16 protein-coding genes are annotated in these 15,680 nt (G+C 71.7%); 11 read left to right on the top strand and 5 right to left on the bottom strand.

Annotation, left to right across the window (positions count from 1 at the left end; genetic code table 11):
* Positions 1-28 precede the first annotated feature (28 nt).
* The gene (locus ACFY0F_RS11430) at positions 29-1,660 is read left to right on the top strand and encodes a phospho-sugar mutase (RefSeq protein WP_388791941.1); all 1,632 of its coding nucleotides are present in this window, start codon (positions 29-31) and stop codon (positions 1,658-1,660) included.
* A gap of 320 nt (positions 1,661-1,980) precedes the next feature.
* On the opposite strand, the gene ACFY0F_RS11425 is transcribed toward ACFY0F_RS11430, so the two are convergent.
* Positions 1,981-2,667 (bottom strand): PH domain-containing protein, encoded by a 687-nt coding sequence (locus ACFY0F_RS11425; RefSeq protein WP_388791939.1) that lies wholly within the window; start codon positions 2,665-2,667, stop codon positions 1,981-1,983.
* Between the two features lie 148 nt (positions 2,668-2,815).
* On the opposite strand from ACFY0F_RS11425, the gene deoC reads away from it, so the two are divergent.
* The 4 genes from deoC (at position 2,816) to ACFY0F_RS11405 (ending at position 6,936) form a co-directional block, all read left to right on the top strand.
* A complete protein-coding gene (gene deoC / locus ACFY0F_RS11420; RefSeq protein ID WP_388791937.1) occupies positions 2,816-3,769 on the top strand; it encodes a deoxyribose-phosphate aldolase in 954 nt (317 codons plus the stop codon).
* 12 nt (positions 3,770-3,781) lie between these two features.
* Positions 3,782-5,227 carry an aldehyde dehydrogenase family protein gene (locus tag ACFY0F_RS11415; RefSeq protein ID WP_388791935.1) on the top strand — a complete coding sequence of 482 codons (1,446 nt, stop codon included), beginning with the start codon at positions 3,782-3,784 and terminating at the stop codon, positions 5,225-5,227.
* Complete coding sequence (locus ACFY0F_RS11410) at positions 5,220-6,116, top strand: aldehyde dehydrogenase family protein (RefSeq protein ID WP_388791933.1); 897 nt, start codon at positions 5,220-5,222, stop codon at positions 6,114-6,116. The genes ACFY0F_RS11415 and ACFY0F_RS11410 overlap by 8 nt, the downstream gene beginning before the upstream one ends.
* Before the next feature lie 214 nt (positions 6,117-6,330).
* Entirely contained in the window at positions 6,331-6,936 is a 606-nt protein-coding gene (locus ACFY0F_RS11405; RefSeq protein WP_388792410.1) for a uridine kinase, read from the top strand.
* Positions 6,937-7,147: 211 nt separating this feature from the next.
* Here ACFY0F_RS11405 and ACFY0F_RS11400 read toward each other — a convergent pair whose 3' ends face one another.
* Positions 7,148-7,936: a SigE family RNA polymerase sigma factor gene (locus tag ACFY0F_RS11400; protein WP_388791931.1), complete on the bottom strand. Its 789-nt coding sequence runs from the start codon at positions 7,934-7,936 to the stop codon at positions 7,148-7,150.
* A gap of 240 nt (positions 7,937-8,176) precedes the next feature.
* Here ACFY0F_RS11400 and afsQ1 point away from each other — a divergent pair, with 240 nt between their 5' ends.
* The 5 genes from afsQ1 (at position 8,177) to ACFY0F_RS11375 (ending at position 11,996) form a co-directional block, all read left to right on the top strand.
* Positions 8,177-8,854 carry a two-component system response regulator AfsQ1 gene (gene afsQ1, locus ACFY0F_RS11395; RefSeq protein WP_388791929.1) on the top strand — a complete coding sequence of 226 codons (678 nt, stop codon included), beginning with the start codon at positions 8,177-8,179 and terminating at the stop codon, positions 8,852-8,854.
* Positions 8,851-10,455 (top strand): ATP-binding protein, encoded by a 1,605-nt coding sequence (locus tag ACFY0F_RS11390; protein WP_388791927.1) that lies wholly within the window; start codon positions 8,851-8,853, stop codon positions 10,453-10,455. Before afsQ1 ends, ACFY0F_RS11390 begins: the two co-directional genes overlap by 4 nt.
* On the top strand, positions 10,452-11,054 hold the full coding sequence (locus ACFY0F_RS11385; protein WP_388791925.1) for a hypothetical protein: 603 nt from the start codon (positions 10,452-10,454) through the stop codon (positions 11,052-11,054). Before ACFY0F_RS11390 ends, ACFY0F_RS11385 begins: the two co-directional genes overlap by 4 nt.
* Before the next feature lie 103 nt (positions 11,055-11,157).
* Entirely contained in the window at positions 11,158-11,730 is a 573-nt protein-coding gene (locus ACFY0F_RS11380; protein WP_388791923.1) for a VanZ family protein, read from the top strand.
* A 65-nt stretch (positions 11,731-11,795) separates the two neighbouring features.
* Positions 11,796-11,996: a PspC domain-containing protein gene (locus ACFY0F_RS11375; protein WP_388791921.1), complete on the top strand. Its 201-nt coding sequence runs from the start codon at positions 11,796-11,798 to the stop codon at positions 11,994-11,996.
* 94 nt (positions 11,997-12,090) lie between these two features.
* On the opposite strand, the gene ACFY0F_RS11370 is transcribed toward ACFY0F_RS11375, so the two are convergent.
* Positions 12,091-12,426, bottom strand: coding sequence for an ATP-binding protein (locus ACFY0F_RS11370; RefSeq protein WP_388791919.1), 336 nt, complete (start codon positions 12,424-12,426; stop codon positions 12,091-12,093).
* 138 nt (positions 12,427-12,564) lie between these two features.
* Entirely contained in the window at positions 12,565-13,722 is a 1,158-nt protein-coding gene (locus tag ACFY0F_RS11365; protein WP_388791917.1) for an adenosine deaminase, read from the bottom strand.
* Positions 13,723-13,835: 113 nt separating this feature from the next.
* On the opposite strand from ACFY0F_RS11365, the gene ACFY0F_RS11360 reads away from it, so the two are divergent.
* Positions 13,836-14,600 (top strand): alpha/beta hydrolase family protein, encoded by a 765-nt coding sequence (locus tag ACFY0F_RS11360; RefSeq protein ID WP_388791915.1) that lies wholly within the window; start codon positions 13,836-13,838, stop codon positions 14,598-14,600.
* A 74-nt stretch (positions 14,601-14,674) separates the two neighbouring features.
* Here the strand turns inward: ACFY0F_RS11360 and ACFY0F_RS11355 are convergent, their stop codons facing one another.
* Positions 14,675-15,625, bottom strand: a complete 951-nt coding sequence (locus tag ACFY0F_RS11355; RefSeq protein WP_388791913.1) for a LysR family transcriptional regulator — start codon at positions 15,623-15,625, stop codon at positions 14,675-14,677.
* Between the last annotated feature and the right edge of the window lie 55 nt (positions 15,626-15,680).

Below are 15,680 nucleotides of genomic sequence, written 5' to 3'. Positions count from 1 at the left end.
AGCGACACGAACGAGAGGTTGACCCGACGTGCACGACGATCTCATCGCACGGGCCAAGACGTGGCTCGCCGAGGACCCCGATGTGGAGACCCGCGAGGAACTCGCCGCGCTGATCGACGCCGGGGACGTCGAGGAGCTCGCCGCGCGGTTCGGCGGGACGCTGCAGTTCGGTACCGCGGGGCTGCGGGGCGAGCTGGGGGCGGGGCCGATGCGGATGAACCGTGCCGTGGTCATCCGGGCCGCCGCCGGGCTCGCCGCGTATCTGAAGAAGAAGGGGCAGGCCGACGGGCTCGTCGTCATCGGCTACGACGCCCGGCACAAGTCCGAGGACTTCGCCCGCGACACCGCCGCCGTGATGACGGGCGCGGGGCTGCGCGCGGCCGTGCTGCCCCGGCCGCTGCCGACGCCCGTGCTGGCCTTCGCCATCAGGCACCTCGGCGCGGTCGCCGGCGTCGAGGTCACCGCCAGCCACAACCCGCCCCGGGACAACGGCTACAAGGTGTACCTGGGCGACGGTTCCCAGATCGTCCCGCCCGCCGACGCGGAGATCGCCGCGGAGATCGACGGGATCGTCTCCCTCGACGACGTCCCGCGTCCCGACGCCGGCTGGGAGACCCTCGACGACTCGGTCCTCGACGCCTATCTCGCCCGTACCGAGGCGGTTCTGGCCGAGGGCTCCCCGCGTACCGCCCGTGCCGTCTACACGGCGATGCATGGCGTCGGCAAGGACGTCCTGCTGGCCGCGTTCGCGCGGGCCGGGTTCCCGGAGCCCGTCCTCGTCGCCGAGCAGGCCGAGCCCGACCCGGACTTCCCGACCGTCGCCTTCCCCAACCCGGAGGAGCCGGGGGCGATGGACCTGGCCTTCGCGAAGGCGCGGGAGGCGGAGCCCGACCTGGTCATCGCCAACGACCCGGACGCGGACCGGTGCGCCGTCGCCGTGCGGGACCGGGGCGAGTGGCGGATGCTGCGCGGGGACGAGGTGGGTGCCCTGCTCGCCGCCCATCTGGTGCGGCGCGGGGCGCGGGGCACCTTCGCCGAGTCCATCGTGTCGTCGTCGCTGCTCGGGCGGATCGCCGAGAAGGCGGGGCTGCCGTACGAGGAGACCCTCACGGGCTTCAAGTGGATCGCCCGGGTGGACGGGCTGCGGTACGGGTACGAGGAGGCCCTCGGCTACTGCGTTGACCCGGACGGCGTGCGGGACAAGGACGGCATCACCGCCGCCCTGCTCGTCACCGAGCTGGCCTCCGAGCTCAAGGAGCAGGGGCGGAACCTGCTCGACCTGCTCGACGACCTCGCCGTGGAGCACGGGCTGCACGCCACCGACCAGCTCTCGGTGCGCGTCCAGGACCTGTCGGTCATCTCCGAGGCCATGCGGCGCCTGCGCGAGCAGCCGCCGACCGCGCTGGCCGGGCTCGCCGTCACCAGGGCGGAGGACCTCACCGAGGGGACGGACAGGCTGCCGCCCACCGACGGCCTGCGCTACACCCTCGACGGGGCACGCGTCATCGTCCGGCCCAGCGGCACCGAGCCGAAGCTGAAGTGCTACCTGGAGGTCGTCGTGCCGGTCGCCTCGCACGAGGGGCTGCCGGCCGCCCGCACCCGGGCCGCCGAGCTGCTCGCGGCGGTCAGGAGCGATCTGTCGGCGGCCGCCGGCATCTGAGCCGTACGACCGGGCGCCGGGCGCCGGCTTCAGACCCGTACGAGGTGGCTGAAGCCGGTGTCCGGGCCCACGCAGGACTGCAGGGTGAGATCGCCCCGGTACAGCCCGGCGGCGGGGATGCCCCGGCCCGGGGTGAGGTAGTGGGCGTGGACCTCGTACGTCCCCGTGCCCCGTACGGTGCTCAGCGCGACCCGGCTGCCCCACCGGCAGGGTGGCGAACCGGTCGAAGCCCCGGCAGTAGTCGTGCCCGACGATCACCAGGGTGCGCAGCGCGTGGCCGTCGGCCCGTCGCGGGCGCCGGTCCGGCAGCCCACCGGCCGTCAGCCCGTCGCCCGCAGGATCGCCAGCAGGATCGCCCCGGCCACCGCGGGCGCCGCGATCTCGTACGCCCAGCGGACGGTGACCTCGCCCTGCGCCGTCTCCGCCTGCTCGCGGTCCTCCAGGAGCCCGCGCAGCTCGTCCATGATCTTGTCGGTCTCGGCACGGGGCGGACCGTCCGGCACGGCGGAGCCCCGCAGGCCGCCGACGCCGAGGTGGTTGCCCGGGCCGCCGGTCGCGCCGCCCGCACGGGCCTGCGCATCGGCGCGGGTCTGCTGCCGGGTGGCCTTCTTGCGCGCGCGGAGCGAGACGGGGATGGCCCACAGCTGGTACTTGGCGCCGGACTTGGTGACGACCTCGTTCGAGTAGCCGGAGCGCAGGGAGGCGATCTGGCCCCAGGGCAGCGTGATCACCCGGAAGGGGTTGCGCACGCGCAGCCGGTCGTCGCCCGCGAAGACCGCCGGGCGCAGGGTGAAGGCGGTCACCAGCGGAACGACGAGGATGAGACCGGCGAGCGCCAGCCACGGGGTGCGGTCGTGCCCCTTGATCAGCGCGTCGACGCCGAGCCACCCGACGATGGCGAGCAGCAGGACACCGCCCAGGAGCGCCATCGGGGAACGGTAGATCCGGTCCTTGGCGGCGGGCACCGGGGACTGCGGCGCGGGTGACTGGTGGTCCGGGGTCGTCATGCTCCCGATTCTGCCCGACACCCCCGGCAGCCCACGTACGCGGTCCCGGACGGGCCCCCGGCCACGGCACCGGCCACGGCACCGGCCAGGGGACGAGTACCCGGGGGTGTACAGCCGCTACGCGCGTAGATATGCTCGGCTGGTGACCATGCCCAGTACTGCACCCGCTGTTCTCGCTGACGTCACCGCGTCCGACAGCACGCTGCGCCGCTTCCTCCACGGGCTGCCCGGCGTCGACGCGGTCGGCCTGGAGGCGCGCGCCGCCTCTCTCGGCACCCGTTCCATCAAGACCACCGCGAAGGCGTACGCCATCGACCTCGCCATCTCGATGGTCGACCTGACGACGCTGGAGGGCGCGGACACCCGGGGCAAGGTCCGGGCGCTCGGCGCCAAGGCCGTCCACCCCGACCCGACCGACCGCACGACCCCCGCGACCGCGGCCGTCTGCGTCTACCCCGACATGGTGGCCGCCGCCAAGGAGGCCGTCGCCGGCTCGGGCGTGAAGGTCGCCTCGGTCGCCACCGCCTTCCCGGCCGGGCGCGCCGCCCTCGACGTGAAGCTGGCCGACGTCCGCGAGGCCGTGCTCGCCGGGGCCGACGAGATCGACATGGTCATCGACCGCGGGGCCTTCCTCGCGGGCAAGTACCTGAAGGTGTACGACGAGATCGTCGCGGTGAAGGAGGCCTGCGGGACCTCCGCCCGCCTGAAGGTCATCTTCGAGACCGGCGAGCTCTCGACGTACGACAACATCCGGCGTGCGAGCTGGCTCGGCATGCTGGCCGGGGCCGACTTCATCAAGACCTCCACCGGCAAGGTCGGGGTGAACGCCACGCCCGCCAACACCCTGCTCATGCTGGAGGCCGTGCGGGACTTCCGCGCGCAGACCGGGGTGCAGGTCGGCGTGAAGCCGGCCGGCGGCATCCGGACAGCCAAGGACGCGATCAAGTTCCTCGTCCTGGTCAACGAGACCGTCGGCGAGGACTGGCTGGACAACCACTGGTTCCGCTTCGGCGCCTCCTCACTCCTGAACGACCTGCTGATGCAGCGTCAGAAGCTGGCCACCGGCCGCTACTCCGGCCCCGACTACGTGACGGTGGACTGAGACCCCATGGACATGGAATTGCAGACATCGGTATTCGAATACGCGCCCGCGCCCGAGTCCCGCTCAGTCGTCGACATCGCGCCCTCGTACGGCCTGTTCGTCGACGGCGAGTTCACCGAGGCGGCCGACGGCAAGGTCTTCAAGACGGTCTCGCCGTCCACCGAGGAGGTCCTCTCCGAGGTGGCGCAGGCCGGCCCCGAGGACGTCGACCGTGCGGTGAAGGCAGCCCGCAAGGCCTTCGAGAAGTGGTCGGCGCTGCCCGGCTCCGAGCGCGCCAAGTACCTGTTCCGCATCGCCCGCATCATCCAGGAGCGCAGCCGCGAGCTGGCCGTCCTGGAGACGCTGGACAACGGCAAGCCCATCAAGGAGACCCGCGACGCCGACCTCCCCCTGGTCGCCGCCCACTTCTTCTACTACGCGGGCTGGGCGGACAAGCTGGAGCACGCCGGGTTCGGTGTGAACCCGCGTCCGCTGGGCGTGGCCGGCCAGGTCATCCCGTGGAACTTCCCGCTGCTGATGCTGGCGTGGAAGATCGCCCCGGCGCTGGCGACCGGCAACACGGTGGTCCTGAAGCCGGCGGAGACCACTCCCCTGTCGGCGCTGTTCTTCGCGGACATCTGCCGTCAGGCGGGCCTGCCCAAGGGTGTCGTCAACATCCTCCCGGGCTACGGTGACGCGGGCGCCGCGCTCGTCGCGCACCCCGACGTGAACAAGGTCGCCTTCACCGGCTCGACCGCCGTCGGCAAGGAGATCGCCCGCACGGTCGCCGGCACCCGCAAGAAGCTCACCCTGGAGCTGGGCGGCAAGGGCGCCAACATCGTCTTCGACGACGCTCCGATCGACCAGGCCGTCGAGGGCATCGTCACCGGCATCTTCTTCAACCAGGGCCAGGTCTGCTGCGCGGGCTCGCGCCTGCTGGTCCAGGAGTCGGTCCACGACGAGCTGCTCGACTCCCTCAAGCGCCGGCTCTCCACCCTCCGGCTGGGCGATCCGCTCGACAAGAACACCGACATCGGCGCGATCAACTCCGCCGAGCAGCTCGCCCGGATCACCGCGCTCGCCGACCAGGGCGAGGCGGAGGGCGCCGAGCGCTGGTCGCCGGCCTGCGAACTGCCCACGTCGGGTTACTGGTTCGCGCCGACGCTCTTCACCAATGTCACCCAGGCGCACACCATCGCCCGCGACGAGATCTTCGGCCCGGTGCTGTCGGTGCTGACCTTCCGTACGCCGGACGAGGCGGTCGCCAAGGCGAACAACACGCAGTACGGACTGTCGGCGGGCATCTGGACCGAGAAGGGCTCCCGCATCCTGGCCGTCGCGAACAAGCTGCGCGCCGGTGTCGTCTGGTCCAACACGTTCAACAAGTTCGACCCGACCTCGCCGTTCGGCGGTTACAAGGAGTCGGGCTTCGGCCGCGAGGGCGGCCGTCACGGCCTGGAGGCGTACCTCGATGTCTGATGAGCGACTTTCCGTCTTCAAGACCTACAAGCTGTACGTCGGCGGGAAGTTCCCGCGTTCCGAGAGCGGCCGGGTGTACGAGGTGATCGACGCAAAGGGCAAGTGGCTGGCGAACGCACCTCTCTCCTCCCGCAAGGACGCCCGTGACGCGGTGGTCGCCGCCCGCAAGGCGTTCGGCGGCTGGGCTGGCGCGACCGCCTACAACCGCGGCCAGATCCTCTACCGCGTCGCCGAGATGCTGGAGGGGCGCCGGGACCAGTTCGTGCGCGAGGTCGCCGACGCCGAGGGCCTGTCGAAGTCCAAGGCCGCCGCCCAGGTCGACGCGACGATCGACCGCTGGGTCTGGTACGCGGGCTGGACCGACAAGATCGCCCAGGTGGTCGGCGGCGGCAACCCGGTCGCGGGCCCGTTCTTCAACCTCTCCTCGCCCGAACCGACGGGCGTGGTGGCCGTGCTGGCCCCGCAGGAGTCGTCCTTCCTGGGCCTGGTCTCGGTGATCGCCCCGGTGATCGCGACGGGCAACACGGCGGTCGTGGTGGCGTCCGAGAAGGCCCCGCTCCCGGCTCTGTCGCTGGGCGAGGTGCTGGCCACCTCCGACCTGCCCGGCGGAGTCGTCAACGTCCTGTCCGGCCGTACGGCGGAGATCGCGACGCCGCTGGCCGCGCACCAGGACGTCAACGCGATCGACCTGGCGGGCGCCGACGAGGTGCTGGCGAAGGAGCTGGAGATCGCGGCGGCGGACAACCTGAAGCGGGTCCTTCGTCCACAGCCTGTGGACACGACCGACTGGTCGGCGGCTCCGGGCATCGACCGCATGACGGCGTTCCTGGAGACGAAGACCGTCTGGCATCCGACGGGTTCGCTGGGCGCGTCGGGCTCGTCGTACTGACCGGCGGCCGTTCCGGCCGGGAGCCGCGCTTCCCCCTCCGTCCGGGGGGGAAGCGCGGCACGCCACCTTCCGGCGCACTCGGTGACGAGTTCTCGACCGAGCGTGATTGAGGTGTGACGCACACTCCAAAGCCGACCCGCGGGGTCGGCAGAGGGCTCACCATGCGTCAAACTGGTGTTCCGTGAGCATTCATCCCCCGCCCCCCGCCCGTGTCGTGCTGCTGTGCGGCCCCTCGGGCTCGGGCAAGTCACTCGTCGCCGCCCGTTCCGGGCTCCCTGTCCTGCGCCTCGACGACTTCTACAAGGAGGGCGACGACCCGACGCTGCCTCTGGTGGAGGGAAGTTCCGACATCGACTGGGACCATCCGCGGTCGTGGGACGCGGACGTCGCGGTCGAGGCCATCACCCGGCTGTGCGCCACGGGATCGACGCCCGTACCGGTGTACGACATCGCGCTGAGCGCCCGTACGGGCGAGGAGACGCTGCGCATCGGCCGTGCCCCGCTGTTCATCGCGGAGGGCATCTTCGCCGCCGAGATCGTCGAGCGCTGCCGTGAGCTCGGGGTGCTGGCGGACGCGCTGTGCCTGACCCGCGGGCCGGTCACCACCTTCCGCCGGCGTTTCCTGCGGGATCTGCAGGAGGGCCGCAAGTCGGTACCGTTCCTGCTGCGCCGCGGCTGGCGGCTGATGCGCGCGGAACGGTCGATCGTCACCCGCCAGGTCTCGCTGGGCGCGCACGCCTGTGACCGGGACGAGGCCCTGGGCAGGCTGGCGGCCGCGGCGGTGGGCCGGCAGACCCGGGGCACGCGTACGGCGGCCTGATCGGCGGACGTACGCCGAAGAGAGGCAGCCGCAAAAAGCGGGCGTAAAAAAGCGGGACTGGACGGACCCCCCGGCCCTCCAGTCCCGCACTCCGTCCACGTCCCCCGTGACGGAGTTCCCCGCGATCCCCCTTGCTTCCCCCGTGTACTTCCCCCCGGGTGGTACTCCCCCGCCGAGCCCATCAGCGGCCTACGGCCGCGGGCCCCTACCTTCAGGCGACCAGCTCCCCGAAGGCGTATTCCTCGTCACGGCCGAAGCTGAGGACCTCGTCCTCGCGCAGCCGGCGGAGCGACCGCCAGATGCTGGACTTGACCGTGCCGACACTGATGTCGAGGATCTCCGCGATCTCCGGGTCCGTGCGGCCCTCGTAGTAGCGCAGGACCAGCATGGTGCGCTGGAGTTCGGGCAGCCGGGACAGCGCCTGCCACAGCACCGCGCGCAGCTCGGTGCCGCGCATGGCGTCCGTGTCGCCGGGCGTCTCCGGCAGTTCCTCGGTCGGGTACTCGTTGAGCTTGCGGCGCCGCCAGGCGCTGATGTGCAGGTTGGTCATGGTGCGGCGGAGGTATCCGCCGACCGCGGCCTTGTCGCTGATCCGGTCCCAGGCCCGGTACGTCGAGAACAGCGCGCTCTGCAGCAGGTCCTCGGCCTCGAAGCGGTCACCGGTGAGGTGGTAGGCGGTTGCGTACAGGGAGGCGCGGCGCTCCTGGACGTAGGCGGTGAACGCCGCTTCGGCATCCACGGTCTCCGTCGGCGAGCGGCGCTCCCCCGAGTCCTCCCCGTACGCGGCTCCCCCGTGCGATTCCCCCGTGTGCGCGTCAACCACCGACATGTAGGCCGGAAGCTGACGCCCGGCGCCGCGAGCGCACCCCCGCACTCCCCCACGCTCGGACATGCTCGCGCGGGAGGTGCCCCCATCCGCTCCGGACCTCTCGGAACCCCGGTTCACGCCGTGCAGCCGCGTGACCACTGCGCTGGTGCTGGTGCCGTGCAGCGTGTTCATCTCGCGCCCCCCGTCGTGGACTTTCCGGTGTTCGTCTCGCTCAGGCGGTCTGGCTTGCCTGTGCCGAAAAGCTTGCCGACGGCACTTCATGGCCATGTCCGCCGACTGTCACAGACCTGTCACAGGGGTCGGTCACACGGCTGTCACACCGTGCGCACAGGTGGTGGCGGTACGGGGTGCCGGGAGGGCACCCCGGCCCACAGGTCGTCCAGGAGCCTCTCCATAGGCCAGAATGAGCCCGTGCCTTCCCTGTTGCTGATCGAGGACGACGACGCCATCCGTACGGCCCTGGAGCTGTCTCTGACGCGCCAGGGTCACCGGGTTGCCACCGCTGCCACCGGCGAGGACGGCCTGAAGCTGCTGCGCGAGCAGCGGCCGGACCTGATCGTGCTGGACGTGATGCTGCCCGGCATCGACGGGTTCGAGGTGTGCCGGCGCATCCGGCGCACGGACCAGCTGCCGATCATCCTGCTGACCGCCCGCAACGACGACATCGACGTGGTGGTCGGGCTGGAGTCGGGGGCGGACGACTACGTCGTCAAGCCGGTGCAGGGCCGGGTTCTCGACGCCCGGATCCGAGCCGTGCTGCGGCGCGGCGAGCGGGAGTCCAGCGACTCGGCGACGTTCGGCAGTCTCGTCATCGACCGCTCGGCGATGACGGTGACGAAGAACGGCGAGGACCTCCAGCTGACGCCGACCGAGCTGAGGCTGCTGCTGGAGCTGAGCCGGCGGCCCGGGCAGGCGCTGTCCCGGCAGCAGCTGCTGCGGCTGGTGTGGGAGCACGACTACCTGGGTGACTCGCGGCTGGTGGACGCCTGTGTGCAGCGGCTGCGGGCCAAGGTCGAGGACGTCCCGTCGTCCCCGACGCTGATCCGTACCGTCCGTGGTGTGGGCTACCGGCTGGACACGCCTCAGTGACCAAGGAACAAGGGGGGTTCCGCGGCTGGTCCGCGGGGCGTAAGGGAGCCGTGTCGCGGCTGCGTTTCACCAGTCTGCGGCTGCGGCTGGTCCTGGTCTTCGGGCTGGTCGCCCTCACCGCCGCCGTGTCGGCGTCCGGCATCGCGTACTGGCTGAACCGTGAGGCGGTGCTGACCCGCGCCCAGGACGCGGTACTGCGCGACTTCCAGCAGGAGATGCAGAACCGGGCCGGTGCGCTGCCCGTGCCGCCCACCCAGGACGAACTGCAGCGCACCGCCGGGCAGATGGCGGCCAGCAGTCAGCGCTTCAGCGTGCTGCTGGTCGCGACGGACGCCGACGGCAAGGCGGTGTACGGCAACTCCGGCGGTCTGAACGGGTTCGCGCTGGACGACGTGCCCGGATCGCTGCGGGCCGCGGTGAACAAGCAGCAGAAGGTGGCCGACGGCAACAAGTCGCCGTACCACCTGTACTGGCAGCGGGTCGTCGACCACGGCACCCCGTACCTGGTCGCCGGCACGAAGGTGATCGGCGGCGGACCGACCGGCTACATGGTCAAGTCGCTGGAGCCGGAGGCCAAGGACCTCAACTCCCTCGCCTGGTCGCTGGGCATCGCGACCGGGCTGGCGCTGATCGGCTCGGCGCTGCTCGCGCAGGCCGCGGCGGGGACCGTGCTGAAGCCGGTGCACCGGCTCGGCGTCGCCGCACGCCGGCTCGGCGAGGGCAGACTGGACACCCGGTTGCGGGTCTCGGGCACCGATGAACTCGCCGATCTGTCCCGGACGTTCAACAACGCGGCCGAGGCACTGGAGCAGCGGGTCGCGGAGATGGCCGCGCGGGACGAGGCGTCCCGGCGGTTCGTGGCCGACATGTCCCACGAGCTGCGCACTCCGCTGACCGCCATCACCGCCGTGACGGAGGTGCTGGAGGAGGAGCTGGAGGCGGAGTCCGGGAGCATCGACCCGATGATCGAGCCGGCCGTGCGGCTGGTGGTGAGCGAGACCCGGCGGCTGAACGACCTCGTCGAGAACCTGATGGAGGTCACCCGCTTCGACGCGGGCACCGCCCGCCTGGTCCTGGACGACGTCGACATCGCCGACCAGATCACCGCCTGCATCGACGCCCGCGCCTGGCTGGACGCCGTGGAGCTGGACGCCGAGCGCGGCATCCACTGCCGGCTCGACCCGCGCCGCCTGGACGTCATCCTCGCCAACCTGATCGGCAACGCGCTCAAGCACGGCGGGTCTCCGGTGCGGGTCTCCGTGCGCATCGAAGGCGAGGACCTGGTCGTCGCCGTGCGCGACCACGGTCCCGGTATCCCCGAGGACGTCCTGCCGCACGTCTTCGACCGCTTCTACAAGGCCAGCGCCTCCCGGCCGCGTTCCGAGGGCAGCGGCCTGGGCCTGTCCATCGCGATGGAGAACGCGGGCATCCACGGCGGCCGGATCACCGCCGCCAACTCGCCCGAGGGCGGCGCGGTGTTCACACTGCGGCTGCCGAAGGACGCCTCCGCGCTGGCGGAGGGGAGCGACGGCAAGGGCGACGGTACGAAGGGTTCGAAGGGCCCCACGGGTTCGAAGGGTTCGAAGGAAGAGGCGTCATGAACGCACGACGCCTGCTGGCGCTCCCCATACTCGCCGCGCTGCTGACCGGCTGCGGGATCAGGGCCACCCAGGTGCCCACGGACTTCGGCGCGGCGCCCTCCCGGGTGCCGTGCTCGCTGACCGAGCCGGACCTCACCACGCAGTCCTCGCACGGGGTGCCCGTGCAGGTGTTCCTGCTGTGCGGCTCGTCGCTGGTCACCGTGGACCGGTCGGTGCGCGTCCCGGACGGCACGGCGGACGCCAAGCGCCGGGTGCTCGTGGCCCAGGGGCTGCTGGACCAGCTCGCCCAGACGCCGTCCGCCGGGGAGAAGAACGCCGGCTACACGACGTACGTGCGCGGGGGCATGGCCGTGACCGGGCCGCGCCCGAAGGACCCGGAGGACGCGCTGCGGCTGAGCACCGCCCCCGACCAGCTCACCCCCTACGCCCTCGCCCAGATCGTGTGCACGTTCTCCGACTCGGCCGCGGCCGAGGGGGACGGCTCGGTGGTCCTGGGCGGGCCGGGCAGCGGGCCGCTGCGCCGCTACGAGTGCACCGACGAGGTGCGGAACCGGCCGGGCAGTAGGAAACCGACGTCCAGTGAGGTGACCGCCGGCTGACCGGCGGGCGCCGTCCGTGCGGCGCCGGGTGCGCCGGAAGCCTTGTGTACCCGCGTGGGGCGGATCCGGAACCGATCGTGCACGCGCGCGCGTCTACGGGGGCGTGCAGCGTCAAGGCTCCATCGGCGGCAGCGCCGCGATCCGCGTCCGTGTGACAGGGGGTGCCCTCCTGGTCGCACACCTCGCGCTCGTCGCCTGGCTCACGCTGCGGCCCCTGGACGTGCCCTGGATGATGCCCGCCAACCTGCGTCCGCTGGCCGGGATCCGGGCCGACCTGGCGCTGGGCTGGGCCGAGGCGGCCCGCCGGATCGGTGCGGGCCTCGCGCTACTGGCACCGCTGGGCGTACTGCTGCCGATGGCGCACGGCAGGCTCGCCGTGTCCCCGCTCGCCTCCCTGATCCGTACGGCCACGGCGGCCGCCCTGATCTCCCTGGGCATAGCGCTGTTGCAGACGGGGGTGCCCGGGCGGGTCGTCGACGTCGACTCCCTGCTGCTGAACACGGCCGGTGTGGTGCTGGCCCACCTCGCCCTCGTCCCGGCGGGCCGGTCCTGGCTCCGCCGCAGGAACGAGCGTGTCCGCCGGCCGCAGGAGGAGGCCTCTCAGGGTCGGACCCCGACGATTCCCAGGGTCGGCATCGCACCGCAGAGCGACGCTTCGTCCGCTTCGTCCGCGTAGCGTGGATGTCAGTCGAGGCAGCCGACCGGGTGGCCTCGCCACAGACGCTCACGAAGGAGCCGACCATGACCGCCCTTGCCCGCCCCACCCATGGCCGCATGATCGGCGGAGTGTGCGCAGCGCTGGCGCGGCGCTTCGGCACCTCCGCGACGACGATGCGGGTGATCTTCCTGGTCTCCTGCCTACTGCCCGGGCCGCAGTTCCTGCTCTACATAGCGCTGTGGATCCTGCTGCCCGCGGAGGACAAGGCGCGCACGGCCTGGTAGGGCCTGACAGGTCCGGGCGGTGCCCCGCACCGTTCGCCGTCGGGGCGCGCCGCATGTGACGGCCGCGCCCCGACGGCAGGTGCGGTGATCCGGGTCAGACGAGCGGAAGACCCTTCGCCAGGCCCCCCGCCACCGGCAGACCGCCGAGCAACCCGCTGACCGGCGAGGTCGGGCCCTGCCGGAGCGCCTGGTCGGCGACCGGCCGGGCGGCGGTGGTGCCCGCCAGGACCGCGGGCCGGCCCTTGGAGAGCGCCTGACCGGCACCCGGCAGGGCCTTCTCGACGTTCTTGGTCGGCAGCGTCTTGGTGACACCGTCCAGCGTCTTTCCGGCGTTCGGGCCCGCGGCCGCGTCGGCCGTGCCCGCGCCGACGGCGGCGATGGCGACACCGAGCGCGGCGACACCGAGGGTCTTGACAGCAGACTGCTTCATCTTGAATTCGTCCTTGACTGGATGACGGGGGACTGAGCGGTCCACGACCGTAAACACGCGAAGCCACCCCCGCAAACATTGAAATGCGGACGACTGGTGGGAACCCGTCCGCATTCCGTACCGCCTCTCGCCCTCCGGTCAGCTCTCCGGATCCACAGAACCGCTGGTAGAGGCGGTCTGCCGAAAAAGCCATTCGGATTTCAGTTCGGCATATCCGGGCTTGATGACGTCATTGATCATCGCCAGTCGTTCATCGAAAGGGATGAACGCCGATTTCATCGCATTGACGGTGAACCACTGCATGTCGTCGAGCGTGTAGCCGAACGCGTCGACGAGATGCTCGAATTCCCGGCTCATGCTGGTGTGGGACATGAGACGGTTGTCCGTGTTCACGGTGGCCCTGAAATGCAGGCGCCGCAGCAGCCCGATCGGATGCTCGGCGTAGGAGGCGGCGGCCCCGGTCTGGAGGTTGGAGCTCGGGCACAGCTCCAGCGGGATGCGCTTGTCCCGGACGTAGGACGCGAGCCGGCCGAGCTCGACCGAGCCGTCCTCGTGGACCTGGATGTCGTCGATGATCCGTACGCCGTGCCCGAGCCGGTCGGCGCCGCACCACTGCAGCGCCTGCCAGATGGACGGCAGCCCGAAGGCCTCGCCGGCGTGGATGGTGAAGTGGTTGTTCTCGCGCTTGAGGTACTCGAAGGCGTCCAGGTGCCGGGTGGGCGGGTAGCCGGCCTCGGCGCCCGCGATGTCGAAGCCGACGACGCCCAGGTCGCGGTAGCGGTTGGCGAGTTCGGCGATCTCCAGGGCGCGGGCCGCGTGCCGCATGGCGGTCAGCAGGGCGCCGACCCGGATGCGGTGACCGCTGCGGCGGGCGATCGCCTCTCCCTCCCGGAAGCCCTCGTTGACGGCCTCGACGACCTCCTCCAGGCCGAGTCCGCCCTCCAGGTGCTGCTCGGGCGCGTACCGCACCTCGGCGTACACCACCCCGTCCTCGGCCAGGTCCTCGGCGCACTCCCGGGCCACCCGGACGAGCGCATCGCGGGTCTGCATCACGCCGACGGTGTGCGAGAACGTCTCCAGGTACCGCTCCAGGGAACCGGAGTCGGCGGCCTCGGCGAACCAGGTGCCGAGCTTGTCGGGATCGGTCTCGGGAAGCTGGGAGTATCCCGACTCGCGGGCGAGTTGGACGATCGTCCCCGGGCGGAGGCCGCCGTCGAGGTGGTCGTGCAGCAGAACCTTGGGCGCCCGGCGGATCCGGTCCGGCGTCGGGGTGTTCGCGGTGCTCTGGCTCGTCATTTCCGCACTCTACCTCCTACGCGCGTAGATCACCCGGTTTACGTTTTCGCCGATACGTAACAGTGACCGCACGGACGGGTGGCGTACACCGGCACTTCTGACACTGTTCTGTCATGGCACAGGAAGTGACGCCGGCCCGAACGGCCCGGCTGGGCAGGGCAGTCGGGCCAGTGCCGTCGGCGGTGAGCGGCGCGGTCCTGCTGCTGCCCGGCGGCGAGGAGGTATCCGACCGCAGGCCGTCCCCCGTCTGGGCGACGGCCTTCGTCCGCGCCCTCGGGCGCCGGCTCGCACGCGCGGGCCGCGACGAGGGGCTCGCCACCCATGTCGTGCACTACCGCTACCGCGGCTGGAACGGCGGCGCGGCCCATCTGGCGGGCGACGCCTCCTGGGCGGCGGACGAGGTCGTACGGCGCTACGGCGACGTCCCGGTCTGCCTGGTGGGGGTCGGGATGGGCGGGCGGGCGGCACTGCGGGCGGCCGGGCACGAGGCCGTGAACTCCGTGGTGGCCGTCGCGCCCTGGCTGCCCGAGGACGACATGGCCGCCCCCGCGGAACCGGTGAAGCAGCTGGCCGGACGGCGCGTCCTGGTCGTGCACGGCACCAACGACGGGCGCAGCGACCCCGAGCTGTCGTTCCGGCTGGCGGTCCGGGCGAAGAAGGCGAACCGCGAGGTGTGCCGGTTCGAAGTGCACTCGGACGGACACGGGTTGCACCAGTACCGCAGTGAAGTGCAGGCACTGGTCGAGGACTTCACGATGGGGACGCTGTTCGGGCACACGCTGGCCCGCCCGCTGGAGGACGCGTTGGCCGCGCCGCCGCCGATCGGGCTGCGGATGCCGCTGGCCGCGGGGTTCGGGCGGTCGATCCGCAGGGGCTGACGCAGGAGCCGGCACAGGAACCGGCACAGGGACCGGCACAGGGACCGGCACAGGGCCCCACCGGGGCCGCCCCCTCAGGGCAGCAGATTCCCGCGGCGTGAGAGCAGGAACCTCTTGAAGGCGGCCACCGGAGGCGTGTCCGGGTGGCCCGCCAGCCAGGCCACGCCGATCTCGCGTGCCGCTCGTGGTGCGGTGACCGTCAGTTCCACCACGCCCGGCCGGGGGAACACCGGCGGTGGCAGGAGGGCCACGCCCAACCCCGCCGCGACCAGGCCCCGCAGGGTCTCCGCCTCCTCGCCCTCGAAGGCGACGCGGGGTTTGAAGCCCGCCTCGCTGCAGAGGTCGTCGGTGATGCGGCGCAGACCGTAGCCGGGTTCCAGGGTGACGAAGGTTTCGTCGGCGGCCTCGGCGAGCCGGACGCGCCTGCGGCCGGCGAGGCGGTGGTCGGCGGGGACGACCAGGCGCAGCTTCTGCTCGTCGAGGCGGCGGGCGACCAGGTCGGGGGCGTCAGGGACCGGGGAGGTCAGGCAGAGGTCGAGTTCCCCGGCGCGCAGCCGCTCCAGCATGGCCTCGCCGTAGTTCTGGACGAGGCTGAAGCGGACGCGGGGGTGGTCGGCGCGGAAGGCCTGCAGCAGACCGGGGACCGTCTCGGCGCCCATGGTGTGCAGGAAGCCGAAGGCGACCTTGCCGGTGGTCGCGTCGGCGTCGGCGCGTACCTCCTCGGCGGCCCGCCCGATGTCGGCGAGGGCGCGTTCGACGGAGCCGAGGAAGGTGCGCCCCGCGGGGGTGAGGGACACGGTGCGGCCGTGGCGGGCGAAGAGGTCGACGCCCAGGTCCTGTTCCAGGCGGACCATGGCCCGCGAAAGCGTGGACTGCGGGACGCTCATCTCCTGGGCGGCACGGGTCACGTGCTCGGTGCGGGCGACGCCGGCGAAGTACGCCAGGCGTGGCGCGAGCAACGTGACGATGTCTTCTGTGTCACTGGATCGTGACAGACGCTCCTGTGACCTCGGCTGATGCACCATGGGAACGATTATGGCGAGTCCGTGCATTGGACGGATGAAAGGGCTCGTCCGTAGG

This window comes from Streptomyces sp. NPDC001544 (assembly GCF_042894285.1).
GTDB lineage: Bacteria > Actinomycetota > Actinomycetes > Streptomycetales > Streptomycetaceae > Streptomyces.
Note: the sequence above shows the minus strand (reverse complement) of the source record. Positions and strands in the feature narration are given on the sequence as shown.